The organism is Hydrogenophaga sp. ANAO-22, from assembly GCF_042466645.1.
In the GTDB taxonomy this organism is placed as follows: domain Bacteria; phylum Pseudomonadota; class Gammaproteobacteria; order Burkholderiales; family Burkholderiaceae_C; genus Hydrogenophaga.
Window position 1 is genome coordinate 1,502,949 of record NZ_CP159956.1, and the last position, 23,273, is coordinate 1,526,221.

Annotated in this window: 21 protein-coding genes and 1 pseudogene; 4 read left to right on the forward strand and 18 right to left on the reverse strand. The window is 70.1% G+C overall.

Going from position 1 to position 23,273, the window contains the following annotated elements:
- The first annotated feature begins 68 nt into the window (after positions 1–68).
- Positions 69–1,019 (forward strand): AraC family transcriptional regulator, encoded by a 951-nt coding sequence (locus ABSY19_RS07105; RefSeq protein ID WP_382160624.1) that lies wholly within the window; start codon positions 69–71, stop codon positions 1,017–1,019.
- Here ABSY19_RS07105 and serA read toward each other — a convergent pair.
- The 9 genes and pseudogenes from serA to ABSY19_RS07150 all read right to left on the reverse strand — a co-directional run bounded on the left by serA (position 950) and on the right by ABSY19_RS07150 (position 10,926).
- Entirely contained in the window at positions 950–2,212 is a 1,263-nt protein-coding gene (gene serA / locus ABSY19_RS07110) for a phosphoglycerate dehydrogenase (RefSeq protein ID WP_382160627.1), read from the reverse strand. The genes ABSY19_RS07105 and serA overlap by 70 nt on opposite strands.
- A 45-nt stretch (positions 2,213–2,257) precedes the next feature.
- Entirely contained in the window at positions 2,258–3,052 is a 795-nt protein-coding gene (locus ABSY19_RS07115) for an AadA family aminoglycoside 3''-O-nucleotidyltransferase (protein WP_382160630.1), read from the reverse strand.
- A 5-nt stretch (positions 3,053–3,057) separates the two neighbouring features.
- Positions 3,058–3,600, reverse strand: a complete 543-nt coding sequence (locus tag ABSY19_RS07120) for a DUF2894 domain-containing protein (RefSeq protein WP_382160633.1) — start codon at positions 3,598–3,600, stop codon at positions 3,058–3,060.
- A 1-nt stretch (position 3,601) separates the two neighbouring features.
- A complete protein-coding gene (locus ABSY19_RS07125) occupies positions 3,602–4,264 on the reverse strand; it encodes an OmpA family protein (RefSeq protein WP_291115632.1) in 663 nt (220 codons plus the stop codon).
- A complete protein-coding gene (locus tag ABSY19_RS07130; protein ID WP_382160636.1) occupies positions 4,264–6,510 on the reverse strand; it encodes a DUF802 domain-containing protein in 2,247 nt (748 codons plus the stop codon). Before ABSY19_RS07130 ends, ABSY19_RS07125 begins: the two co-directional genes overlap by 1 nt.
- 9 nt (positions 6,511–6,519) lie before the next feature.
- Positions 6,520–7,142: pseudogene (locus tag ABSY19_RS07135) on the reverse strand (DUF3348 family protein).
- Between the two features lie 128 nt (positions 7,143–7,270).
- Positions 7,271–8,596, reverse strand: coding sequence for a glycerate kinase (locus ABSY19_RS07140; RefSeq protein WP_382160639.1), 1,326 nt, complete (start codon positions 8,594–8,596; stop codon positions 7,271–7,273).
- Positions 8,597–8,666: 70 nt separating this feature from the next.
- Positions 8,667–9,662 carry a Bug family tripartite tricarboxylate transporter substrate binding protein gene (locus ABSY19_RS07145; protein WP_382160642.1) on the reverse strand — a complete coding sequence of 332 codons (996 nt, stop codon included), beginning with the start codon at positions 9,660–9,662 and terminating at the stop codon, positions 8,667–8,669.
- Between the two features lie 46 nt (positions 9,663–9,708).
- A complete protein-coding gene (locus ABSY19_RS07150) occupies positions 9,709–10,926 on the reverse strand; it encodes a M20 aminoacylase family protein (protein ID WP_382160644.1) in 1,218 nt (405 codons plus the stop codon).
- Between the two features lie 92 nt (positions 10,927–11,018).
- Here ABSY19_RS07150 and ABSY19_RS07155 point away from each other — a divergent pair, with 92 nt between their 5' ends.
- Positions 11,019–11,999: a LysR family transcriptional regulator gene (locus tag ABSY19_RS07155; RefSeq protein WP_382160647.1), complete on the forward strand. Its 981-nt coding sequence runs from the start codon at positions 11,019–11,021 to the stop codon at positions 11,997–11,999.
- Between the two features lie 2 nt (positions 12,000–12,001).
- Here the strand turns inward: ABSY19_RS07155 and ABSY19_RS07160 are convergent, their stop codons facing one another.
- From ABSY19_RS07160 to gcl, 3 genes are read right to left on the reverse strand one after another with little or no spacing between them, the layout of a single operon-like run.
- Positions 12,002–12,910 (reverse strand): 2-hydroxy-3-oxopropionate reductase, encoded by a 909-nt coding sequence (locus tag ABSY19_RS07160; protein WP_382160650.1) that lies wholly within the window; start codon positions 12,908–12,910, stop codon positions 12,002–12,004.
- Complete coding sequence (hyi, locus tag ABSY19_RS07165; protein ID WP_382160653.1) at positions 12,907–13,725, reverse strand: hydroxypyruvate isomerase; 819 nt, start codon at positions 13,723–13,725, stop codon at positions 12,907–12,909. Before hyi ends, ABSY19_RS07160 begins: the two co-directional genes overlap by 4 nt.
- Before the next feature lie 29 nt (positions 13,726–13,754).
- Positions 13,755–15,542 (reverse strand): glyoxylate carboligase, encoded by a 1,788-nt coding sequence (gcl, locus tag ABSY19_RS07170; RefSeq protein WP_382160656.1) that lies wholly within the window; start codon positions 15,540–15,542, stop codon positions 13,755–13,757.
- 136 nt (positions 15,543–15,678) lie between these two features.
- On the opposite strand from gcl, the gene ABSY19_RS07175 reads away from it, so the two are divergent.
- Entirely contained in the window at positions 15,679–16,593 is a 915-nt protein-coding gene (locus ABSY19_RS07175) for a LysR family transcriptional regulator (RefSeq protein ID WP_382160660.1), read from the forward strand.
- 6 nt (positions 16,594–16,599) lie between these two features.
- Here ABSY19_RS07175 and ABSY19_RS07180 read toward each other — a convergent pair whose 3' ends face one another.
- Positions 16,600–17,079 carry an Lrp/AsnC family transcriptional regulator gene (locus ABSY19_RS07180; RefSeq protein ID WP_382160664.1) on the reverse strand — a complete coding sequence of 160 codons (480 nt, stop codon included), beginning with the start codon at positions 17,077–17,079 and terminating at the stop codon, positions 16,600–16,602.
- A gap of 70 nt (positions 17,080–17,149) precedes the next feature.
- On the opposite strand from ABSY19_RS07180, the gene ABSY19_RS07185 reads away from it, so the two are divergent.
- Positions 17,150–18,109 (forward strand): EamA family transporter, encoded by a 960-nt coding sequence (locus ABSY19_RS07185; protein WP_382160668.1) that lies wholly within the window; start codon positions 17,150–17,152, stop codon positions 18,107–18,109.
- Here ABSY19_RS07185 and ABSY19_RS07190 read toward each other — a convergent pair.
- From ABSY19_RS07190 to ABSY19_RS07210, 5 genes are read right to left on the reverse strand one after another with little or no spacing between them, the layout of a single operon-like run.
- The gene (locus tag ABSY19_RS07190; RefSeq protein ID WP_382160671.1) at positions 18,072–18,773 is read right to left on the reverse strand and encodes an alpha/beta hydrolase; all 702 of its coding nucleotides are present in this window, start codon (positions 18,771–18,773) and stop codon (positions 18,072–18,074) included. The two genes, ABSY19_RS07185 and ABSY19_RS07190, sit on opposite strands and share 38 nt — an antisense overlap.
- Positions 18,774–18,808: 35 nt before the next feature.
- Positions 18,809–20,110: a TRAP transporter large permease gene (locus ABSY19_RS07195; RefSeq protein ID WP_382160674.1), complete on the reverse strand. Its 1,302-nt coding sequence runs from the start codon at positions 20,108–20,110 to the stop codon at positions 18,809–18,811.
- A complete protein-coding gene (locus ABSY19_RS07200; protein ID WP_382160677.1) occupies positions 20,100–20,606 on the reverse strand; it encodes a TRAP transporter small permease in 507 nt (168 codons plus the stop codon). The genes ABSY19_RS07195 and ABSY19_RS07200 overlap by 11 nt, the downstream gene beginning before the upstream one ends.
- The gene (locus tag ABSY19_RS07205) at positions 20,606–21,637 is read right to left on the reverse strand and encodes a TRAP transporter substrate-binding protein (RefSeq protein WP_382160680.1); all 1,032 of its coding nucleotides are present in this window, start codon (positions 21,635–21,637) and stop codon (positions 20,606–20,608) included. The genes ABSY19_RS07200 and ABSY19_RS07205 overlap by 1 nt, the downstream gene beginning before the upstream one ends.
- A 53-nt stretch (positions 21,638–21,690) precedes the next feature.
- Positions 21,691–23,271 (reverse strand): indolepyruvate oxidoreductase subunit beta family protein, encoded by a 1,581-nt coding sequence (locus tag ABSY19_RS07210; protein ID WP_382160683.1) that lies wholly within the window; start codon positions 23,269–23,271, stop codon positions 21,691–21,693.
- Positions 23,272–23,273: the final 2 nt, after the last annotated feature.

Below are 23,273 nucleotides of genomic sequence, written 5' to 3' on the forward strand. Positions count from 1 at the left end.
CACGATATCGCGACAAAGCCGGACTTAATACAATCAAAAGTCCATCAATCATTCGCCAAAGTCCAATCATGGTGGATCCCCTTGCCGACGTCATCGCCTTGCTGCGGCCCCGCGCGGTGTTCTCGAAAGTGATCAGCGGCGCCGGCGCCTGGGGCGTGCGCTACTCGGCCTTCGGGCAGCCCAGCTTCTGCACCCTGCTCGAGGGCCGCTGCCTGCTCGCCGTCCAGGGCCAGGAACCCATCACCCTGGAAGCGGGCGATTTCGTGTTGATGCCGGCCACGCCGGGCTTCACGCTCTCGGGTTTCGAGCCGGTGGTGCCGGTGGCGATCGACGCCCTGCAGGCGGCCGGCGTGGAAGGCGACCTGCGCCACGGCCGGCCCGACGGCCCGCCGGACGTGCGCATGCTCGGCGGTTACTTCGCCTTTGGCTCGCCCGACGCGGCCCTGCTGGTCTCGCTGCTGCCCGCCCTGCTGCACGTGCGCGGCATCGAGCGGCTCTCGGTGCTGGTGCGGCTGGTGCGCGAGGAGTCCACCGAGCAGCGCGCCGGCCGCGAGCTGGTGCTGGGCCGGCTGGTGGAGGTGCTGCTGATCGAGGCGCTGCGCTCCACCACCGGCGAAGGCGCCCCACCCGGCTTGCTGCGTGGCCTGGCCGATGCGCGGCTGGCGGCGGCGATGCGCCTCCTGCACGGCGAGCCCGCGCGCGCCTGGACGGTGGACGAACTCGCCCGGCAGGCGGCGCTGTCGCGCTCGGCCTTCTTCGACCGCTTCTCACGCGCCGTCGGTCTGCGCCCCATGGAATACCTGCTGGCCTGGCGCATGGCGCTGGCCAAGGACCTGCTGCGCCGCCCCGGCATGGCGTTGGTCGAGGTGGCCGAGCGCGTGGGCTACAGCTCGGCCAGCAGCTTCAGCACCGCCTTCAGCCGCCATGTGGGCCAGGCGCCGGGCCAGTATCAGAACAGCACGCGGCAACGCAGCGTGCCCGGCACATCGAGCAGTCGGGCCAGCGCGATGTCCGAATAAGCCGCATCGACATCGATCACGACATAGCCCACCTCGCCCCGGGTCTGCAGGAACTGCCCGGCAATGTTGATGTGGTTGTCGGAGAACACCTGGTTGATGCGGGACATGACGCCCGGCACGTTCTGGTGCACATGCAGCAGTCGGTGATGCCCGGGGTGGGCCGGCAGCGCCACCTCGGGGAAGTTGACCGACGAGGTCGTGGTGCCGTTGTCGCTGTACTTCACCAGCTTGGCCGCCACCTCCACGCCGATGCTTTCCTGCGCTTCCTTCGTCGAGCCGCCGATGTGCGGCGTCAGGATCACGTTGTCCAGACCCCGCAACGGCGACTCGAAGAGGTCGTCGTTGCTGCGGGGCTCCTGGGGAAACACATCGATCGCCGCACCCAGCAGGCGCTTCTGCCGAATGGCTTCGGCCAGGGCCTCGATCACCACCACCTGGCCGCGCGCCGCATTGATCAGCACCGCCTCGGCTTTCATCAGGGCCAGCTCGGCCGCACCGATCATCCATTGCGTCGCGGCGGTTTCCGGCACGTGCAGGCTCACCACGTCGGCCTGCCTCAACACATCGGCCAGGCTCGGCACCTGGCGCGCGTTGCCCATCGGCAGCTTGGTGACCACATCGAAAAACACCACCTGCATGCCCAGCGCTTCCGCCAGCACCGACAACTGCGCGCCAATGGAGCCATACCCTACGATGCCCAGCGTCTTGCCCCGGATCTCGTAGGAATGGCTGGCCGATTTGAGCCAGCCACCCCGGTGGGACACCGCGTTTTTCTCGGGGATGCCGCGCATCAGCAGAATCGCCTCGGCCAGCACCAGCTCGGCCACCGACCGGGTGTTGGAGAACGGCGCATTGAACACCGCCACGCCCCGCGCGCTGGCCGCGCTCAGGTCGACCTGGTTGGTGCCGATGCAGAAGCACCCCACCGCCGCCAACCGCTGGGCATGGGCCAGCACCTCGGCGCTCAGCTGGGTGCGGGAACGGATGCCCAGGAAATGCACGTCGGCGATCCGGTGCTTGAGCTCGTCCTCGGGCAGCGCGCCGGGCAGGCTCTCGATCTGGCTGTAGCCAGCGGCACGCAGCACCTCCACCGCAGAGGGGTGCACGCCCTCCAGCAGCAGGAATTTGATCTTTTTCTTGTCGATCGAGGTCGGGCTGGCGACCCCGGCAATGGGCGATGCGGGCAGGTTCATGGGTGAAAAATATAGGCGGATTTGATCGGCACAGTGGGCGTAGGCTCAATCCGTCGAGCCCACGCGCTCGATCTCGGCCCGGGCATGCCGCACGAACGCCGCCACGCCTTCCGCGTGTTCGGCCAGATCGTCTCGCGCGTGGCCCAGGTAGGCCGAGCGCGCCTTGGCCAGGACAGGCCGATGCCTTTCGGGCAGGCGCTCGAGCGCCCAAGTGGCGGCGGCGTCCTTGGAGGCTATCCCGCCGGTGACCGCGCTGAACCAGATGCGCACCAGGGCGAGCACCACGTTGCGTTCGTCGCCCACCCAGTCGGGCGCCTCGTTCCACTGCGCCACGGTGTCGAGCAGCGCCTGCGCGAAATCGGCGGGCGGCACGGGCTCGAACAGCTCGGCCGCAGGCGGCCCCATCAGCGCGACGCTGTGTTGCCGCAGCTTGCTCAGCAGGATCGCCAGGTCGTGGTCCTCCATGGCGGGCTCGGTGGTGCCGGCCAACAGGTCGTCGCGCAGCCATTCGCCGAACTGCATTTCGCGCCGCGCGGGATGCCGCCAGGGCACCACGTCGCCGCGCGCGAGCACCGTGACTTCGAGCGCGCGCAGCGGCCCCTCGGTGCCGGGTGGCGCGGAGACGGACAGCAGATCCACCATCAGCGCACGACGCACCGGCTCGGCCAGGGGCGCGCTCACCGTGACCATCAGGTCCACGTCGCTGAAGATTTGCAGTCCACCGTCCAGGGCCGAGCCGAACAGGTGGATCGCCTCCAGTGTGTCGCCGAGGTGGCGCTCCAGCACGGCGCGGGTGGCGGTGAGTTGTTCGGCGATCCCGGCGGGCACGGGGTGGGTCATGGCGTTCATTTCTTCTGCCGCGCCGCCTTGGGCTTGCCGGCCGGCTGCTTGAGCTGGGCGCTCGCCTGCTCCAGCCACAGCAGGGTGTCGGCGTGCGCCATGAAGCGGCGCAGGTAGTCCGGCGAGATTTCGCGCAGCAGGCCCAGGGTGCGCAACACCAGCATGTGCGAGTTGAGCGGGCCGGCGTTTTCGGGGCCGCGCTGCACGGCCTGAACCACCTCGTCCTCGGCGCACAGGCGCGACCAGGTTTCGCGAAACGCCTGCGCGCTGCGCAGTTCGGGGCGGCCCGCGGCGGTGCCCGGCGCCTGCGTGGCGGTGGCGATGTGCTGGTGGAGCCGGCCCAGCGGGGTGAGCGGCTTGGGCGGTGGCGCGCGCGGGCGCCGGGGCGGTGCGGCGGGCGCCACCGTGTCCTGGGCAAGCTCTTCGGCGGGCGCCACCACCGGCAGCTTCGCGCGCAGCAGGCGTTGCACGGCCTCGGGCGCGGCCTCCAGGCGGCGCGCCAGGGCGGCCAGGTAATGGGCGTGCACGGCGTCGGCGTCGTGGCTCATCTCAGGGCTTCGGGGTGGGCGCCGGGGCCGTCTTGGGCACGGGCGCCATCTCCACGCGGCGGTTGAGCGCGCGGCCCTTCTCGCTGCCGTTGGAGGCCACGGGCTGCTCGGCGCCGAAGGCCGCGCTGAACACGCGCTGCGGCGGCATGCCTTCCTGGATCAGCGCGCGCGTGACGGTGAGCGCGCGCTGGGCCGAGAGTTCGAGGTTGTCGGCGAAGCGCTGGTTGGTGGCCTGCACCGGGCGGTCGTCGGTGAAGCCGCTGACCATCAGCATCTCGTCGCGCTCGCCCAGGTAGACCTGCAGCGGCGGCACCAGGCTCTGCAGGATCTGCCGGCCTTCGGGGCGCAGCTCGTCGGAGTTGAGCGCGAACAGCACGCTGCCGCTGATGCCGATGCGGCCGTTGTCCAGCGTCACGCGGCCGTTCTGCAGCGGAATGGCCAGGGCTTTTTCCAGGGCCATGCGGCGCTGCTCTTCCTGCTGGCGCTTCTGCACCTCGGCCTGCAGGCTGGCCACCAGGTCCATCTGCACCACGAGCACGCCGACCAGGATGAGCACGAAGGCGCCCACCAGGCCGGACATGAGATCGCCGAACACGGCCCACACCGGCGCGGTGTGGTCGGTGCCGTCCTCGTCCTCGATGTGGCGGTCGTCCAGGCCGATCATCACGCGGCCTTCTTCTCGGCGGGCCGCGGCTCGCGCAGGCGGCGCAGGTCTTCGACGATGCCTTGCTGCGAGCTGATGCTGAGGTCGATCACCTCGCGCGCCTGCGCCACGTAGTAGGCCAGCTGTTCGTCGCTGCGCGCCATGGACTGCGTGACGGCGCTTTCGATGCGCTGCAGGTTCTCGATCAGCTTCTCGTTGGTGGTGCTGAAGAGCTGCACGCCGTGGCCGAAGGCCTCGCCCAGGGCGGCGAGTTCGATCGCACTGCCGTTGACCTGCGCGGCCACCTCTTCGGCGCGCACGGCCTGCACGCCCACGGTGTCGGCGAACTGGCGCCCCACCTGGTCGAGCACCGCGCCGGCGGAGGTGACGAGCGATTCGACGGCGGCGCGCTGTTCGCCCGTGGCCTGCTGCACGGACTGCAGCAGCGCGTCGATGTTGTGCATGAGCGCGGCGCGTTCCTGCAGCGCCGTGTTGTCGCGCGCGGTGAGCTGGCTCATCTCCTGGCGCAGCTGGGCGATCACCTCGGCCGCGGCCTTGGGCGCCTCGGCGGCGGTGTCCAGCAGGCGCGCCATCGGCGCTTCGAGCGCGGTGCCCAGCGTCGCGAGGTGGGTCGCCACCTGGTCGTTCAGCGAAGCCTGCAGCTCGCCCACGCGCTGCGCGCTGGCCTGGTCGCGCGCGGCTTCTTCGCGGCGCAGGCTGGCGAGTTCGTCGCGCCAGAGGGTCGCGGTCTGTTCCAGCGTCTGCGCCACGGTCTGTTGCTGGGCCAGGGTCTGCGCGCCGAGCTGTCGCCATTCGTTTTGCAGTGTGGCCGCCAGGGTCTGCAAGGTCTGCGCCCACGCGGCGTGCTGCTGCTGGTCGGCCGTGGTCTGCTCGGCGTGCGAGCGGCTCACGGTTTCCTGCACGCCGGTGATCAGCGCAGCGCAACGCTGTTCGAAGCTGGTGGTGAAGGCGGTGAGCGCGCGGTCCAGGCCCTGCGCCTGCTGCTCGCTGGTGTGGGCGTGCTGCTGCAGGGCCGCCGTCCAGCCGTCGGCCACGGTGCCCGCAGTGGCGCCGAAGCGCTCGGAGAGCTGGTTCATCTGCGCCTGCACCGCCGCGCTCACGCGCTCGTGCAGTTGCGTCGATTCCCGCGCGAGCGCGCCCATGGCGTTTTCCACCACCGGCTGCAGGCTCTCGCCGGCCGCGCGGGCGCTGGCGCTCAGGCTGTCCTTGAGCGTCTTCTCGACCGAGTTCGCCAGGCCCTGGTAGGCCTCGCTGGCCTCCCGGTGAAACTGCGTCTGCCGCGCCAGCAGCTGTTCGTCCAGTTGCTGGCCGCGCTGCTCGATCTGCGCCATCAGCGCGATGGTGCCCTTGGCGCTGTCCACCACGGGCCGCAGGCTCTCACCGGCGGCCTGGGCGCTGGCGCTCACGCTGTCCTTGAGCGACCGCTCCACGGATGTCGCCAGGCCCTGGTAGGCCTCGCTCGCCGCCTGGTGGAACTGGGTCTGCCGCGCCAGCAGCTGCTCGTCCATCTGCTGGCTGCGGCGTTCGAGCTGCGCCATGAGCGCCTGCAACTGGTTCACCACGGCGGGCAGCGCACCGGCCTGCTGCTGCAGGGCGTCGAAGGTGGCCTGGCGCTGGTGGGCCAGCGAGAACGGGCGGAACACGGTGGCGGTGTGGGCTTCGAGCTGGCGCGCCACGTCGGCGCGCTCGCGCCGGGCGATGGCCGACATCAGGCCCAGCATGGCCGAGGTGGCCACGCCGACCACCGAGGTGCCGAAGGCCAGGCCCAGGCCCTTGATGGGCGCGGCCAGCGCCGAGCGGATGGCCTGCAGGTCGGCCGAGCCTTCGAGCGTGAACACCACACCCTTGAAGGTGACCACCATGCCGAGGAAGGTGCCCAGCATGCCCAGCATCACGAGCAGGCCGATCAAGTAGGGCGTGAGCGCCAGGCCGGGCAGCGCGCCGCGCTCGCCTTCGATGCGCTGGCGCACGGCGTTCTGCAGGCCGGGCGGCACGCGCGCGAGCCATTCGCCCAGGGTGGCGAGCGGTTGCGGCACGTTGGCCAGCGCCTCGGCGAGCGAGGCGGTGGTCTGCCGGTAGCGCCGGATCTCCTGCGCGCCCAGCAGGTAGACCGCGCCGATGACCGCGGTCATGGCCAGCGCGAAAAGGCTGGAGCCGACAAAACCCGCGCCCACCCAGGCGATGGCCAGCAGGCCCAGGACGAAGGCGGCGGTGAAAAACAAACGGTTCAGGGAAGGGCTGTTCATGGATTCAATTCAATGCGGCTTCGCGGGCGCCTGGGCCAGCGCTTCGATCATGCCCAGCACCGGCTGCAGCCGCAGGTCGAGCTCGGCCAGCAAGGCCTGCTGGAGGTCCTGCTCGAACAGGGGGGGCCAGGTGTCGGGGTGGGTCTGGCGCTGGTGTTCGAACCGCGCCTTGAGGAAGGCCGGCAGGCCGGCGAGCAGTCGCTGCTCGCGCCCGCCCAGCATCTGGTCCAGCGTGGCGTCCAGCGCGGCGAGCTGCGCCAGGCGGGGCGAGGTGGCGGCCAGGGTCTGGCGCAGGTGGCCGCGCAGCGCGTCGATCCCCATCTCCATGCGGCGCTGCTGGTCGAGGCAGCGCTGGTGGTGGGGGCGAATTCGGCGTCGCTGGCGTCCACCGGCGGTTGGGGTGGCGTGGTGATGGACTGGCTGAGCGTGGCGCGCAGGCGCTGCAGCTCGGCCTGCGCATCGGCGGCGTTGTTCTTGACGGCGGCGCGCCGGGCCGTGACCGAGGGCAGGGTCTGGTGGGCCGAATGCAGGGCGATGGCGTCGGCCACGTTCAACCACTCGCCCAGGCGCTCGGCCATGTCCTGGCGCGGCACATCCGCCGACACGGGCAACCACCCGGCGAGCTGACGCACCAGGGCGGAACGGTTGAAATGGCTGCGCAAAAGACTTTCCTAGGGCGCCCTTTCGGGCGCGATCGACATCAAGCGGGTTGTAGGGGCTCCGCCGGCGGTGGTTCACCGCCGGGCGGAACGCGCCGGTCTCACACCACCAGCACGGCCCGGAAGTCGTTCACGTTGGTGTGCGTGGGCCCGGTGATCACCAGGTCGCCGATCGGCTCGAAGAAGCCGTAGGCGTCGTTGCGGGCCAGGTGGTCGGTGAGCTTGAGGCCCTTTTCGCTGGCTCGGGCCAGGGTGTCGGGCGTCACCAGCGCACCCGCATTGTCCTCTACCCCGTCGATGCCGTCGGTATCGGCCGCCAGGGCCCACACGCCGGCCTGCCCGCCCAGGGCCTGCGCCAGGCCCAGGCAGAACTCGCCGGCCCGCCCGCCCCGGCCCTTGGCCTGGCCGGGCGCGCGTGGGCGCACGGTGACGGTGGTTTCGCCGCCGCTGAGGATCACGCAGGGCGTCTGGAAGCTGCTGCGGCCCAGCGCGGTGGAGCGCGCCATCGCGCCGTGCACCTTGCCCACCTCGCGCGACTCGCCTTCGATCTCGTCGCTGAGGATCACCACGTTCAGGCCCAGGGCACGCGCCGCCTCGGCGGCGGCTTCCAGGCTTTGCTGCGGGGTGGCGATGAGTTCCACCGCGTGGCCCTGCAGGCGGGTGTCGCCGGGTTTGGGGGTTTCGAGCGCGCCGCTTTCCAGCTGCGCGCGCACCGCCGGCGGCACCTCGATGCCGTAGCGGCGCAGGATGTCCAGCGCCTCGGCGCAGGTGGAGGCATCGGCCACGGTGGGGCCGCTGGCGATCACGCTGACGTCGTCGCCGGGCACGTCGCTGATGGTGAGCGTGACCACGCGCGCGGGCGCGCAGGCCGCCGCCAGGCGCCCGCCCTTGATGGCCGAGAGGTGCTTGCGCACGGTGTTCATTTCGCCGATGTGCGCGCCGCTCTCCAGCAACTGGCGGTTGATGCGCTGCTTGTCTTCCAGCGTGAGGCCTTCGCAAGGCAGCGTGAGCAGGGCCGAGCCGCCGCCGGAGATCAGGCACAGCACCAGGTCGTCGGCCGTGAGGCCATCGGCGAGTTTCAGGATGCGCTGGGCGGCGTCGAGCCCGGCCGCGTCGGGCACCGGGTGGGAAGCCTCCACCACCTCGATGCGCTGCGGCAGGCCTTCAGGCCGGGGCGGTGTGTGGTGGTAGCGCGTGACGACCAGGCCCGAGAGCGGCGCGTCGGCCGGCCACAGGGCTTCCACCGCCTGCGCCATGGCCCCGCCGGCCTTGCCCGCGCCCAGCACCAGGGTGCGGCCTTTGGGCGGTTTCGGCAGGCTCGCGGCCGTGTTGTGCAAAGGCAGCGCGCGCTGCACCGCCACGTCGTACAAGTGGCGCAGCAGGGCGCGGGGGTCGTTCAGACTGGGTGGGGTGGTCGGCTCGTTCATGAGGGGGAAGTCTAGCGACCCCAGGGTACATCGGGTTACAGACTGGTAACACCCGAAACCCACCCCCGACTCACTCGCGCATGTTCGCGAATTTCACCAGGCCCGCGTACTTCTGGAGGTCGGCGCGCATGATCTGCGCCAGGTCTTCGTTGCCGGCCGGCGGAATGGCGCCGCCCGCTTCCAGGCGCTGGCGGAAACCCGGCTCCGCCAGCCCCGCCTTGAGCGCGGCCGAGAGGCGCTGCGCGATCTCCGGCGGCAGTCCGCGCGGCGCGGCGAGCGCGAACCAGCCCACCAGGTCGTAGCCCTTGAGCTGCGGGTGCTCGCCCAGCGCGGGCACCTGCGGCAAGGTGGGAAAGCGCTGCGCCGAGGTGATGCCCAGCGCGGTGATGCGCCCACCCTGAAGGAAAGGGGCCGCGGCGGTGGGCGAGACGATGGCGAAGTCCAGCGTGCCGCCGGCCAGATCGCTGGTGAGCGCGCTGGTGCCGCGGTAGGGAATGTGCGTGATGAACAGGCCGGCGCGCTGCTTCACGAGTTCGCCCGCGAAGTGCAGCGTCGAGCCCACGCCCGAGCTGCCGTAGCTGTACTTGCCGGGGTTGCGCTTGACCAGCGCGATGAACTCATCAAGGTTCTTCACCGGCATCCCGGATCCGGCCACCAGCAGCACCGGCGCCGTGGCGATGAGGCCGATGGGCGTGAGGTCCTTGATCGGGTCGTACTTCTGCGCCGGGTTCACCAGGCCGGTGGCGGCCATCTCGTTGCTCGAACCGGCCAGCAGGGTGTAGCCGTCGGCCGGGCTGTTGACCACGCGCTGCGCCGCGACGATGCCGGCCGCGCCCGAGACGTTCTCCACCACCACCGTGGTGCCGAGCTTGGCGGTGAGCACGTCGGCGACCACGCGCGCGGCCATGTCCACCGAACCACCCGGCGCGTAACCCACCACGATGCGGATCGGCTTGGTGGGGTAAGTGCCCTGGGCCAGGGCCGGGGAAGCCACACCGACGAGGGCGGTGGCACCGAGGGCGGCGATGGCCGCGCGCCGGGAGAACGAGAGGAGCGGGTGGGACATGGTGGCGGTGCCTTGGTGGGTTGCGGGACAGGAGATGCGGCGCCGCTCAGCTCGCGGGCGCCAGGAAACGGCGCGCCAGCTGCACCCAGTAGCTCGCGGCGATGGGCAGCATGGCGTCGTTGAAGTCGTAGCCGGGGTTGTGCACCATGCAGCCGCCGCTGCCGTGGTGCTCGCCCACGCCGTTGCCGACGATGAGGTAGCTGCCCGGGCAGTGCTCCAGCATGAACGAGAAGTCTTCGCTGCCGGTGAGCGGTTGCAGCTCGGGCAGCAGGCCCTCGTCGCCCAGCCAGTCGCGCGCGACCTCGCGCGCGAAGCGCGTGCTCTCCACGTGGTTGACCAGCGCGGGGTAGCGCCAGTGGTAGTCCACCTCGGCGCGCACGCCCAGCGTGGCGGCCTGCGCCTGCACGAGCGCGGTGATGCGCTCGCGCAGCATGGCGCGAATCTCGGGGCGGTAGGCGCGCACCGTCAGGCGCATCTGCACGCTGCCGGGGATCACGTTGGGCGCGTCGCCGCCGTGGATGGCCCCCACGGAGATCACCGCCATCTCGCGCGGGTCCACGTTGCGCGAGACGATGGTCTGCAGCGCCACGATGATGTGGGCGGCGGCCACCACCGGGTCGGCCGCGAGGTGCGGCGAGGAACCGTGCCCGCCCTGGCCGTGCACCGTCACCATGACCGAATCGGACGAGGCCATGAACGGCCCTTCCTTGAAACCGAACTGGCCGACGGGAAAGCCCGGCATGTTGTGCAGCGCGTACACCGCGTCGCACGGGAAACGCTCGAACAGGCCTTCTTCGACCATGCGGCGGGCGCCGCCCAGGCCTTCTTCGGCCGGCTGGAAGATCAGGTTCAGCGTGCCGTCGAAGCCCCCTTCCTGCGCCAGGCAGCGCGCGGCGGCGAGCAGGATGGCGGTGTGGCCGTCGTGGCCGCAGGCGTGCATCTTGCCGGCCACGGTGCTCGCGTAGGGCAGCCCCGTGGTTTCCTGGATGGGCAGCGCGTCCATGTCGGCGCGGATGCCCAGGCGGCGCGTGCCCTGCCCCCGGCGCAGCGTGCCCACCACACCGGTGCCGGCCAGGCCCCGGTGCACCTCGTAGCCCCACTCGGCCAGGCGGGCGGCCACCAGGTCGCTGGTGGCGAACTCTTCGTAGGCGAGTTCGGGGTGGGCGTGGATCTGGTGTCGCAGGGCCACCATCTCGGCGGCGGTCTCGCGCACGGCGGGCAGCACTTGGTGAATGGCGGCAGCGTTGTCGATGCAGAAGTTCATGCCGGCGAGTCTATGAACCGCCCCCCGCGAGGGGTAGACAGGTCAAACTGCTCGACGCTCGCCGCTGCCTGTCGTGGACATAATGCCGTCATATGAAAGTGCACCAGCTCCGCTACCTCGCGACGGTGGCCGCCGAAGGCAGCATCCGCGCGGCGGCGCGCTCGCTGGGGCTGAGCCAAGCCACGGTGACGCAGGGGCTGCGCGAGCTGGAGACGCACGCCGAGATCGCGCTGCTCACGCGGCATGGCCACGGCATCGCCCTCACGCCGGCGGGCCAGGAGCTGCTGGTCCACGCCCAGCGCGTGACGGCCCAGCTGCGCGAGGCCGAGGAGGCGCTGGCGCGCCACCGCGACTCGGGCGCCACGCAGCGGCTGTCGGTGGGTGTGACGCCCTGGGTCGCGCAGACGCTGCTCGCGCGCGTGGTGCCCGCCTTCCGGGCGGCCCTGCCGCACGTGCAGCTCGAATTCTTCGACGGCCTGTCCGCCCTGGCCTACCCCAAGCTGCGCGAAGGCAGCCTGGACCTCATGATCGGGCGCATCGCCCCCGACGACGCGATGCAGGGCCTGCAGGCCATGCCCCTGTTCAGCTACGACATGACGGTGGTGGCGCGCCTGGGCCACCCGCGCAGCGCCGCGCGCTCGCTGGCCGAGCTGCTCGAGGACGACTGGATCCTCAACTTCGCGCCGATCGAGCGCGCGATGATCCTGGACAACCTGTTCGGGCAGCACGGTATCGAGCCGCCGCGCCAGCGCATCCACCTGGCGCACTCGGCCTCGCTCATGCTCACGCTGGTGCAGCAGACCGACATGCTCAGTTTCTGCCCCTGGCCGCTGGTGGAAACCGCCAGCCTGCGCGACCGCCTGGTGGCCCTGCCCTTGCGCGAGCGCTTCCGCTCCCACCTGGTGGGCGTGGTGCGCCGCGCGCAGGAAACACCCGCGCCCGCGGCGCGCAGCTTCATCGCGCTGTTCCTCGACGCGATGCGCCACTGGGCGGCCTCTCCCGACCACCCCGAGTGGCGCCACGTGCTGCGCTCGGTCGAATTGATCGACCCCGGCGCCGCCCCGGACGCCTGACCTCAGGCCGCCGGTTCGGGGGCGATCTCGTGCTTCGCCATCAGCTCCAGGCTGCGGCACAGGGCCGAGTGGTCCAGCCCGGCCATGCCGTGGGCGGCGCAGCTCTGCATCAGCTGGGCCGCGCTCGCGGTGTGCGGCAGGCTCAGGCCGAGTTCCTTCGCGCCCTGCAGCGCGAGGTTCAGGTCCTTCTGGTGCAGCTCGATGCGAAAGCCCGGGTTGAAGGTGCGCTTGACCATGCGCTCGCCATGCACCTCGAGGATGCGGCTGGCCGCGAAGCCGCCCATGAGGGCCTGGCGCACCTTGGCCGGGTCGGCACCGGCCTTGCTGGCGAACAGCAGGGCCTCGGCCACGGCCTCGATGTTGAGCGCCACGATGATCTGGTTGGCCACCTTGGTGGTCTGGCCGTCGCCGTTGCCGCCCACCAGGGTGATGTTCTTGCCCATGGCGGCGAACAGCGGCTGGGCGCGGTCGAACGCGGCCTGCGGGCCGCCGACCATGATGGTCAGGCTCGCGGCCTTGGCGCCCACTTCGCCGCCGCTGACCGGCGCGTCCAGGTAGTCGCAGCCCAGCGCGTTGATCTTTCTGGCGAATTCCTTGGTGGCCATGGGGCTGATGGAGCTCATGTCGATCACCAGCTTGCCCGCACTCAGGCCCTTGGCCAGGCCGGTCTCGCCGAACAGCACGTCGTCCACATGCGGCGTGTCGGGCACCATGGTGATCACGATGTCGGCGCGCCGCGCCACCTCGGTGGCGTTGGTGCACACGGTGGCGCCGGCTTCCGCGAAGGCCGCCGGGATCTTGCCGCGGCTGGCCACGAACAGCGCATGCCCGGCCTTGAGCAGGTTGAGGGCCATGGGCGCGCCCATGATGCCCAGGCCGACGAAGCCGACCTTGAGTCCGTCCTTGGTCATGCCGGTTCTCCTTGCAGTTCGAGCGTCTGGCCGTGCGCGGCCACCCACGAGAGGCCTTTGTCCGTGCCGCCGGGGCCGGGGTCGCGTGGCTTGTATTCACAACCGATCTGGCCGGTGTAGCCCAGGTCGTCGATGGCGTCGAACAGGTAGCGGTAGTTGATTTCGCCGGTGCCCGGCTCGTGGCGGCCGGGCGTGTCGGCCAGCTGCATGTGGGCGATGCGCGGCAGCAGGTCCTTGATGGTGCTGGTGAGCTCGCCCTCCATGCGCTGCGCGTGGTAGATGTCGTACTGCAGGAAGAGGTTGTCCGAGCCGACCTCGTCCATCAGGGCGATCGCCTGGCGCGGGCGGTTCACGAGGAAGCCGGGGATGTCGAAATGGTTGATGGGTTCGAGCAGCAGGCGCACCCCTTGCTGCTTCGCGGCCTCGGCGGCGAAGCGCAGGTTGCTCACCAGCGTGGCCTGCGCCTGCGCGGTGCCCGTGCCCTTCGGGGGAATCCCGGCCATGCAGTGCAGGTTCGGGGCGCCCAGCGCGGTGGCGTACTGCAGGGCGCGCGCCACGTTGGCGCGGAACTCGTCCTCGTGGCCGGGCCAGCAGGCCTTGCCGCGTTCGCCGGCGGCCCAGTCGCCCGCCGGCATGTTGTGCAGCACCAGTTGCAGCTGGTGCTCGGTCAGGCGCTGCTTGATCTCGTCGGGCTGGAAGTCGTAGGGGAACAGGAACTCCACCGACTTGAAGCCCGCGCGCGCGGCGGCGGCGAAGCGGTCAAGAAAGGGCAGCTCGTTCCAGAGCATGGAGAGGTTGGCGGCAAAGGTCGGCATGGGAGGTGTCCTTGTCTCTGTTCTCGGGTTCAGTCCAGCAGGCCCACCGTCTCCAGGCCCTGCGGGGCGCGGCAGTCGATGGCCTCGAATTCGTTGATCTTGTCGATCTCGGTGCCCATGGCGATGTTGGTGACGCGTTCCAGTATGCATTCCACCACCACCGGCACGCGGTGCAACGCGGCGAGTTGCTGCGCTTCGCGCAAGGCGCCCTGCAGCTTCTCGGGGTCGGTCACGCGCAGGGCCTTGCAGCCCAGGCCCTCGACCACGGCGACGTGGTCCACCCCGTAGCCGCGCAGCTCGCCCGCGCCCTCGTCCAGGTTCTGGTTGTCGAAGGCCAGCTGCACGCAGTAGTCCATGTCGAAGCCGCGCTGGCTCTGGCGGATCAGGCCGAGGTAGGAGTTGTTCACCAGCACGTGCACGTAGGGCAGGCGGAACTGCGCGCCCACCGCGAGTTCCTCGATCAGGAACTGGAAGTCGTAGTCGCCCGAGAGCGCGACCACGTTCTTCGTCGGGTCGGAGGCCACCACGCCGAGCGCGGCCGGCATGGTCCAGCCCAGCGGGCCGGCCTGGCCGCAGTTGATCCACTGGCGCGGGCCGTAGACGTGCAGGAACTGCGCGCCCGCGATCTGCGACAGGCCGATGGTGCTCACGTACACCGTGTCGCGGCCGAACACCTGGTTCATCTCTTCGTAGACGCGGTGCGGCTTCATCGGGATCTGCTCGAAGTGCGTCTGGCGCAGCATGAGGCGCTTGCGCTCGGCGCAGCGGCCGGCCCAGTTGGCGTAACTCGGCCAGTGGCCGGCGGCCTTGCGCTCGCGCGCCACGTCCACGAACAGCTGCAGCGCGGCCTTGGCGTCAGAGACGATGCCGTAGTCGGGATCGAACACGCGGCCGATCTGCGTGGGCTCGATGTCCACATGCACGAACTTCCGGCCCTTGGTGTAGGTCTCCACCGAACCGGTATGGCGGTTGGCCCAGCGGTTGCCGATGCCGAGCACGAAGTCGCTCGCCAGCATGGTGGCGTTGCCGTAGCGGTGGCTGGTCTGCAGGCCCACCATGCCGGCCATGAGCGGGTGGTCGTCGGGGATCGTGCCCCAGCCCATGAGGGTGGGGATCACCGGCACGCCGGTGAGTTCGGCGAACTCCACCAGCAGGTCGGCCGCGTCGGCGTTGATGATGCCGCCGCCGGCCACGATGAGCGGCTTGGTGGACGCCGCCAGCATGTCCAGCGCCTTCTCGATCTGCCGGCGGTTCGCGGCGGGCTTGTAGACCGGCAGCGGCTCGTAGGTGTCGGGGTCGAACTCGATCTCGGCCATCTGCACGTCGAACGGCAGATCGATCAGCACCGGCCCCGGGCGGCCCGAGCGCATGAGGTGGAAGGCCTGCTGGAACACGCGCGGCACCAGCGCGGGCTCGCGCACCGTCACGGCCCACTTGGTGACCGGCTTGGCGATGCTCTCGATGTCCACCGCCTGGAAGTCTTCCTTGTACAGCCGGGCGCGCGGCGCCTGGCCGGTGACGCAGAGGATGGGGATGCTGTCGGCCTGCGCCGAGTACAGGCCGGTGATCATGTCGGTGCCGGCCGGGCCGCTGGTGCCGATGCACAGACCGATGTTGCCGGCGCGCGCCCGGGTGTAGCCCTCGGCCATGTGCGAGGCGGCTTCCACGTGCCGCGCCAGGATGTGGCTGATGCTGCCGCGCTGGCGCATGGCGGCGTAGAACGGGTTGATGGCGGCGCCGGGCACACCGAAGGCCTGCGAGATGCCTTCCTTCTCCAGCACACAGATGGCGGCTTGCGCCGCGGTCATTCGGGCCATGATGCGATTCCTTACCAGGGTTGAGGGACTGGGTTCGATGCTAGGGAGAACCCTTCCTCTTGGGAATGGCAGCGGCGGTACGCCGATTCGATACTCCAGGTATGCAATGAAGCGCCGGCGGCGTTAACATGCCGCCATGGACCGCTTCAAGGAAATCGAGGCCTTCGTGATGGCGATGGAGCACGGCAGCCTGGCCGCCGCCGCGTTGCACGCGGGCATCACGCCGGTGATGATGGGCCGGCGCATCGACGCGCTGGAGCGCCGCCTGGGCACGCAGCTGATCCACCGCTCCACCCGGCGCCTGGCGCTCACCGAGCAGGGCGCGGGTTTTCTGGACGAGTGCCGCACGCTGCTGGCGCAGTGGTCCGCGGCCGAGGCCACGGTGTCGGCGCAGAAGCACCGCGCCAGCGGCCACCTCGTGGTGTCGGCCCCGGCGGCCTTCGGGCGCCTGCACGTGGCGCCGCACGCCAGCGCCTTCCTCAAGGCCAACCCCGAGGTCAAGCTCTCGTTCAACCTCACCGACCGCGTGGTGGACCTGGTGCGCGAGGGCTACGACCTGGGCCTGCGCATCGGCGGCGCGATCGACCCCAACTTCGTCGCCGTGCACCTGGCCACCAACCAGCGCGTGGTCTGCGGCACGCCGGCCTACTTCCGCAAGCACGGCAAGCCGCGCACGCTGGACGACCTGAAGGAACACAACTGCCTGGCCTTCAACCTGCAGGGCGGCCAGCAGCGCGGATGGTACTTCCAGCAGGGCGATCGCACGGTGACGGTGCGCGTGGAAGGCAACCTGGACTGCAACGACGGCGAACTGCTGCACCGCTGGGTCAGCGAGGGCATGGGCCTGGGCTGGCGCTCCACCTGGGAGATCCAGGCGCAGCTGCAGCGCGGCGAGCTGGTCACGGTGCTCGATGAGTTCGCGCTGCCCGCCTACGACATCCTGGCCGTCTACCCGCAGCAGCGGCACCTGCCGGCCAAGGTGCGCTTCTTCATCGACCACCTCAAGAAGGTCTACGCGCGGCCCGGCTACTGGCTGCGCGAGACGCCCTGAGCCGCCTCAGGCTTCGCGGTCGGCGGGCAGCTGCAGCGGGCGGTCTTCGAACTCGGTGTTGAGCACCACGGTGCTGGTGGTGCGCGCCACGCCGGGAATGGCCTTGATCTTGTAGAGCACCTCTTCCAGCGCGCGCGCGTGGGTGGTGCGGATCTTGGCCAGGAAGTCGTGTTCGCCGGCCACGCTGTGCAGCTCCAGCACCTCGGGCAGCTCGCGCAGGCGCGGCGCCACGTCGCGGCAGTGCGCGCCGCCGTCGTTGCGGATCGCCACGAAGGCGGTGAAGCGCAAGCCCACGCGGTCCGGGTCCACGCGCAAGGCGAAGCGTTCGATCACACCGCGCTCGGCCATCTTCTTCACGCGCTCGTGCACGGCCGCCGTGGACAGACCCACCTCGGCCGCCACCTCGGCGTAGGAACGCCGGCTGTCGGCGCTCAGAACCGTAAGAATTCTGGCGTCCGTGTCGTCGATATTGATATTTGCTTGCATACGGCCGATATTGTGATCAAAATACAGTCATGAAGCGATCTGCCGAATAATTTCCGCCAATCAACTCGCGATGCCTGCCATTTTCAACCTGAATCGCCTGGACCGCCAGACCCTGCGCCTGGGTGGCGCCCTGCTGATCGTCTACCTGGTCTGGGGCACGACCTACTTCGCACTCGACGTGGCCATGCAGTCCCTGCCGCCCGTGCTCATGAACGGCGCGCGCTTCGTGCTCGCGGGTGTGTTGATGCTCGGCATCGCGCGCTGGCAGGGCCAAGCCTGGCCGACGGCGGCGCAGTGGCGCGCGAGCGCCCTCATCGGCGGCCTGATGGCTTTCGCCGCCATGGCGCTGGTGGTGCTGGCGCAGAAGGCCGGCATCGGCTCGGGCCTGATGGCCACCGTGGTGACCACCATGCCGATGTGGCTCGCGCTGTGGACGCGCTGGGGCGGCGAGCGCGTGCCGCTGACCAGCTGGATCGGCCTCGCGCTGGGCGCCAGCGGCGCGCTGCTGCTGGCGCTGGAGGGCGATTTTTCGACCACGTTGATGGGCTCGCTGTGCGCCTTCGGCGCGCCCCTGGCCTGGAGCCTCGGTTCCTACGCCTCGCGCCGCCTGGCCCTGCCGCCGCCAGCCATGGCCTCGGCCGCGCAGTGGCTGCTGGGTGGCCTGCTCGGGCTGGGGGTGGCCGCGCTGTGGGAGCCTGGCGCGCGCACCGTGGCCTGGCAACAGGTGTCGCTGGCCTCGGTGCTGGCCTGGCTGTACCTGGTGGTCATGGGCACCATGGTCACGCTCAACGCCTACCTCTGGCTGTTGAAGAACACCACGGCGGCGCTGGCGGGCAGCTACTCCTTCGTGAACCCCGTGGTGGCGCTGTGCGTGGGCGTGTGGCTGGGCGGCGAGCGGCTCACCGGCTGGGTGTTCGTCGCGATGCCGGTGATCGGCCTGGCGCTGGCGCTGATCCTCTACGGGCGCGACATGGCGCGCCTGGCCGGCACGCTCATGCGTCGGCCAGGACCTTCAACAACCACACGTTGAGGTCGTCCACCTCCTGCGTGCTCACGGTGTGTTCCATCGGGTAGCTGTGCCATTCCACCGCATACCCCAGGCGCTGCAGCTCGTCGCGCGAAGCGATGGCGCGGTCGATGGTGACCATGGGGTCGTCTTCGCCGTGCGCGAGGAAGATGGGTGTGTCGCGGTTGGCCTCACCGCGCTCGGCGGCGGTGGTTTCGGCGATCGGCAGGTAGCCTGAGAGCCCCACCAGCCCGGCCAGGCGCTGCGGCGCGCGCAGGCCGGTCATGAGCGTCATCGCGCAGCCTTGCGAGAAACCCATGAGCACGATGCGGTGGGCCGGCACGCCACGCGTGACCTCGCGGTCGATCAGGCCCTGCACCAGGCCTTGCGCGGCGCGCAGGCCGGCCTCGTCTTCGAGGCGCGGCACGGCCGGGTTCGCGCTGGGCGGGTGGATGTCGTACCAGGCGCGCATGCGGTAGCCGCCGTTGAGCGTGACCGGCAGCACCGGGGCGCTGGGGAACACGAAGCGCACCGGGCCGAGCGCGCGCAGGTCGAGCTCGCGCGCGATCGGCACGAAGTCGTTGCCGTCGGCGCCCAGGCCGTGCAGCACGATGATGGAGGCAGCGGGCTGGGCAGCGGCGTCGCCGCCGCTCACCGCTTCAAGGGTTTCGAGGAAAGGGGTGTTCATGAACGGCAGCATAGCGCCACACGGGCGCCATGCCACTATTCAATGAACCCCGGCAGCCACAGCGACAGGGCCGGGAACGCGCACAGGATCAGCAGGCGCGCCACGTCCACCGCGATGAAGGGCATGGTCCCCTTGTAGATCGCGCCCAGCGGCACATCGCGCGCGATGGAGTTGATCACGAACACGTTCATGCCCACGGGCGGGCAGATCATGCCGAAGGTCACCGCCATCACCACGATCACGCCGAACCACACCGGGTCGAAACCCAGCTGCATCATCGCGGGGAACACGATGGGCACGGTCAGCAGGATCATCGCGAGCTCGTCCATCACCGCACCGAGGATCAGGTAGCCCACCATGATGAGCGCGAGCACGCCATACGGCCCCACCGGCAGGTGCACCAGGAACTCCACCGCGTTCTGCGTGAACTGGGTGATGGTGAGGAAGTAGCCGAACAGGTAGGCGCCGACCACGATCATCATGATGGCCGAGGACACGCGCAGCGCACCGATGAGGGCGGCCTTGATCTGTTTCCAGCCCAGGCGCCCGCGCAGCATGCCGATGGCCAGCGTGCCGATCGCGCCCACGCCGGCCGCTTCCTGCACGGTGAAGATGCCACCGTAGATGCCACCCAGCACGAACACGAACAGCACCACCACCGCCCAGAGCGGGCGCAGCGAGGCGAAGCGCTCGCCCCAGCCCAGGCGTTCGCCGCGGGGCATGGTGTCGGGCCGCAGGCGCGCCACGATGGCCACCACCACGCTGTAGAACCCGATCGCCATGAAGCCGGGGATGATGCCGGCCGCGAACAGCTTGGTGATGTCGGTCTCGGTCATGATGCCGTAGAGCACCATGATCACCGAGGGCGGGATCATGATGCCCAGCGTGCCACCGGCCGCGATCAGCCCGGCCGAGAAGCCCGGGTGGTAACCCGCGCGGCGCATCTCGGGCAGGGCCACCTGCGTCATGGTGGCCGCGGTGGCGACCGACGACCCGTTGATGGCCGAGAAGCCGCCGCAGGCCGCGATGGATGCCAGCGCCAGGCCGCCGCGCCGATGGCCCAGCCAGGCCCGCCCCGCCTTGAACAGCTCGGTGCTCATGCCCGAATGCGAGGCGAAAGCCCCCATCAGGATGAACATCGGGATCACGATGAGGTTGTAGTCGGTGAGCACCGACAGCGGCACGTTGGCCAACAGGTTGAGCGCGGGCGTGGTGCCCGAGAGCAGCGCGAAACCGCCCACGCCGGCGATGCCCATGGCGATGCCGATCGGCACGCGCACGGCCATGAGGGCGAACATGCCCACGAAGCCCAGCAGGGCCACCAGATCACGATCCATGGGCCGCTCCTGGCACGTCGTCGTCCACCGGCTCGGGGCTGGCCGCGCGGCCTTGCCACAGGTGCAGCAGGCGCACCAGCGCCAGCACCCCCGCCACGCTGGCGCCCACGGCCGCCACGCTGTAGAACCACTGCAGCGGCAGCCGCAGGTCCATGGTGCCCTGGCTGCCGGTGCCGCCCACCTTGACCCACACCATCCATGCCAGGGGCACGAGGAAGGCGGCGCTCAGGGCGGTGGCCAGCAGGTCCATGCGGCGCTGCCCCTTGGGGCTCAGGTGCTCCCACACGATGTCGACCCCGATGTGGGTGCCGTAGTAGGTGGCCAGGGCGATGCCCCAGAACATCGCGATGCCCTGCAGCATCTGCGTGCCGTCGAACCAGTCGGGGATCTGCATGCTGAACGCGTAACGCAGCAGCACGTTGCCGGCCGTCAGCAGCGCGATCAGTAGCAGGAACAGCGCGGCCACCGTCTCGATGGCCGAGAACAGGCGCTTCATCAGCTGCCGGCTTTGCGGTTGGCCAGTTCCTTGCGCAGGTCATCCAGCGCGGCCTGGCCCTTGTTGCCGGCAGCGTCGGCGGCCTTCACCCACTGGGCGTACACGGGATCAACCGCCTTCTTCCACACGTCGAGCTGCGCGGGCGAGATCTTCACGATGGTGTGGCCCGGCGTCTTTTCCAGCTTGGCCTGGCCCGAGTCTTCCTCATCGCCCCAGGCGCCGCCGACCTTGCCGGCCCATTCGTTGTTGCAGTGGTCGTCGATGACCTTCTTCTGGCCCGCCGCCAGCTTGTCGTACCAGGGCTTGTTGAGCACCCACACGAAGTCGGAGGCGTAGAAGCGCATGTCGCTGTGGAACTTGACGGCCTTGTCGATGCCGAAGGACACGATGGAGTTCCAGGGGAAGGTGATGGCATCGGCCACGCCCTTGTCGAGCGCGTCGCGCGACTCGGGGGCCGAGACTTGCACGTTGGTCGCGCCCAGCAGCGTCATGGTCTGGGCCACGGTGCCGTTGGCCGAGCGGATCTTCATGCCCTTCAACTGGCCGGGTTCGGTAATCGGCTTCTTGGCGTGGAAGGTGCCGATGTGCACGTGCGCGAAGCAGAACTTCACGTCCTTCATTTCGGTGGCGGCGTAGGAGCGGTACCACTGGTCCAGCGCGGCCGAGCCGGGGCCGGGCTTGCCGATCAGGAAGGGCAGTTCACCGGCGGCGATCATGGGGAAGCGGCCGGCCTGGTAACCCGGGTTCACCCAGGTCATCTCGGCGATGCCGTCGCGCGCCATGTCGTAGTGGTCGGCGGCCTTGCCGAGCTGCTGCGCCGGGAACAGGGCGACCTTGATCGAGCCCTTGGACGCCGCTTCCACCGACTTGGCCCAGGGCTCGAAACCGAGCTTGGCCAGCGGGTGCGAGGCCGGCAGCCAGTGCGCGAACTTCAGCTCGACCGCCTTGTCCTGCGCCTGTGCGATGGCCGCGCCCAGCAGAAGGGTTGCCATGGCAACAGCGCGCAAGGAAGTCTGGATCGGGTTTTTCATCTTTGTCTCCTGGTTGTTGAGGTTTTTCAAGAAAGGTCGCATGGTGCAGGCATTCATGCGCGAGGGGTGACCGTGGTTTCCCGGGGTGGGGCCTTCGCGGCCCAGAACACGGGCTGCGCCTTGGGGCCCGGCGCGGCGCGGTGCGCCTGGTTGAGCTTGCCTTCGGGATCGGCGAGCGTGCTCCGCAGGGCCTCGCGCAAACGGGGGGCGACCTGCTCGGCGTCGGCGGTGCCGCCGAGCACCGGCGCCACATGCAGGGCCCACAGGCGCGCGTAGTTCTCGCGGCCGCGCACCTGCGTGTCGCCATAGCCCTTGAGCACCTGCGGCAGGCCCGCGAGCACCAGCGCCAGCGCGGGCGACTGCCCCAGCACCTGGCGCATGGCGGCGAGCCACGCGCCCAGCGTTTCGTGCTCCTGCGCATAGCGCAGCGAACGCGGCCGCAGCGGGCGCAGCCAGGCCAGGCTGCGCAGCATGAGGTAGCCCCAGAGGCTGGTGGAGCGGATGTGCAGGCCGACGTGGGCCTTGCCCATCCAGCCGCGCTTCGTGGCCAGCGCCACCAGCCACTGCCCCAGTGCGCGCGGCAGCACCGCCGCCACTTCATCGACACCGGGCTTGAAGTGCTCGGTGACGCGCACGATGTCGCCCGGCTTGGCCTGGGCTTCGCTCGCCACGCGCGCGTAGCGGCTGCGCCGCGTCTTGAGGTCGGCGACGCGGATCACGTCCTCGAAGCACATCCACAGCGCGAGGTGGCGCACCGCCTCTTCCAGCGCCTCGCTGGCGGCCGGTGGCGTCGCGTCCACCAGGCCTTGCACGTGGTCGAAGAAGGTCTGGGCATAGCGGTCGTTCTGGTAGTCGCGGCAGCGCAGCGCGCCGTGCGCGGCGAGCAACTGCACGGCGGGCGGCCAGGTCTGCAGGCGCACCATCCACTCGCCCTGCAACACAGACAGCAGCTGGGCATCGGCCAGCACCTGCAGCGCGTCCTTCGACACCTCGGCGGCGGGAATCGAAGGTTGCGCGGCCTCGTCGAACGCGGCGGCAAAACCGGCCAGGCTGGCCTGCACGCCCTTGCCGGATTCGCGGATCACGTCCTCGCACACGCTGCGCGGCCAGGGCAGCACACCGGCGCCGGCGAGCGCGCCGAACATCACGGCGGAGACCACGGTGCCGGTCTTCACGGTCACGGCTTCCATGTCGAACAGCACCGCATGGCGCGCCAGCGCGCGCGCGGCATCGGCCAGGCGCTGCGGGTCCTGCCGGCCGTCGGCCATGTGCATCTTCTCCACCGTGGTGTAGACGCGGTGCGTGGACGCGATCAGCGTGGTGCGGCCGGTCACGAAGCCGCGTTCGACCATGCGCGCGGCTTCCAGCAGCTCGCTGGCCACCAGCACGTCCACGCGGCCGGCCACCGGTGTGAGGCCGAACACGGGATGGGCCGACCCGCTCGCGGGTTCGCGCAGCAGCTCGATGTAGTAGCTGGTGGCGCCGGTGCGCTGCGCCACGCCGGGCACCGAGGTGGCCTGCACCGGCAGACCGTGGCGGCGCGCGCACTGCACCAGCCAGTCGGCCAGCACACCGCCGCCTTCGCCGCCGAGCGCGGCGATCAGGATGCCGTAGGAGTTGTCTTGTGGGGTCATGG

Coding starts and splice junctions, on each gene's coding strand:
- ABSY19_RS07180 (WP_382160664.1), bottom strand. CDS start 17,079: ATGCAAGCAAATATCAATATCGACGACACGGACGCCAGAATTCTTACG.
- ABSY19_RS07195 (WP_382160674.1), bottom strand. CDS start 20,110: ATGGATCGTGATCTGGTGGCCCTGCTGGGCTTCGTGGGCATGTTCGCC.
- ABSY19_RS07125 (WP_291115632.1), bottom strand. CDS start 4,264: ATGATCGGCCTGGACGACCGCCACATCGAGGACGAGGACGGCACCGAC.
- ABSY19_RS07105 (WP_382160624.1), top strand. CDS start 69: ATGGTGGATCCCCTTGCCGACGTCATCGCCTTGCTGCGGCCCCGCGCG.
- ABSY19_RS07130 (WP_382160636.1), bottom strand. CDS start 6,510: ATGAACAGCCCTTCCCTGAACCGTTTGTTTTTCACCGCCGCCTTCGTC.
- ABSY19_RS07190 (WP_382160671.1), bottom strand. CDS start 18,773: ATGAACACCCCTTTCCTCGAAACCCTTGAAGCGGTGAGCGGCGGCGAC.
- ABSY19_RS07155 (WP_382160647.1), top strand. CDS start 11,019: ATGAAAGTGCACCAGCTCCGCTACCTCGCGACGGTGGCCGCCGAAGGC.
- ABSY19_RS07120 (WP_382160633.1), bottom strand. CDS start 3,600: ATGAGCCACGACGCCGACGCCGTGCACGCCCATTACCTGGCCGCCCTG.
- ABSY19_RS07205 (WP_382160680.1), bottom strand. CDS start 21,637: ATGAAAAACCCGATCCAGACTTCCTTGCGCGCTGTTGCCATGGCAACC.
- ABSY19_RS07175 (WP_382160660.1), top strand. CDS start 15,679: ATGGACCGCTTCAAGGAAATCGAGGCCTTCGTGATGGCGATGGAGCAC.
- hyi (WP_382160653.1), bottom strand. CDS start 13,725: ATGCCGACCTTTGCCGCCAACCTCTCCATGCTCTGGAACGAGCTGCCC.
- ABSY19_RS07160 (WP_382160650.1), bottom strand. CDS start 12,910: ATGACCAAGGACGGACTCAAGGTCGGCTTCGTCGGCCTGGGCATCATG.
- serA (WP_382160627.1), bottom strand. CDS start 2,212: ATGAACCTGCCCGCATCGCCCATTGCCGGGGTCGCCAGCCCGACCTCG.
- ABSY19_RS07140 (WP_382160639.1), bottom strand. CDS start 8,596: ATGAACGAGCCGACCACCCCACCCAGTCTGAACGACCCCCGCGCCCTG.
- ABSY19_RS07115 (WP_382160630.1), bottom strand. CDS start 3,052: ATGACCCACCCCGTGCCCGCCGGGATCGCCGAACAACTCACCGCCACC.
- gcl (WP_382160656.1), bottom strand. CDS start 15,542: ATGGCCCGAATGACCGCGGCGCAAGCCGCCATCTGTGTGCTGGAGAAG.
- ABSY19_RS07145 (WP_382160642.1), bottom strand. CDS start 9,662: ATGTCCCACCCGCTCCTCTCGTTCTCCCGGCGCGCGGCCATCGCCGCC.
- ABSY19_RS07200 (WP_382160677.1), bottom strand. CDS start 20,606: ATGAAGCGCCTGTTCTCGGCCATCGAGACGGTGGCCGCGCTGTTCCTG.
- ABSY19_RS07150 (WP_382160644.1), bottom strand. CDS start 10,926: ATGAACTTCTGCATCGACAACGCTGCCGCCATTCACCAAGTGCTGCCC.
- ABSY19_RS07185 (WP_382160668.1), top strand. CDS start 17,150: ATGCCTGCCATTTTCAACCTGAATCGCCTGGACCGCCAGACCCTGCGC.
- ABSY19_RS07210 (WP_382160683.1), bottom strand. CDS start 23,271: ATGACCCCACAAGACAACTCCTACGGCATCCTGATCGCCGCGCTCGGC.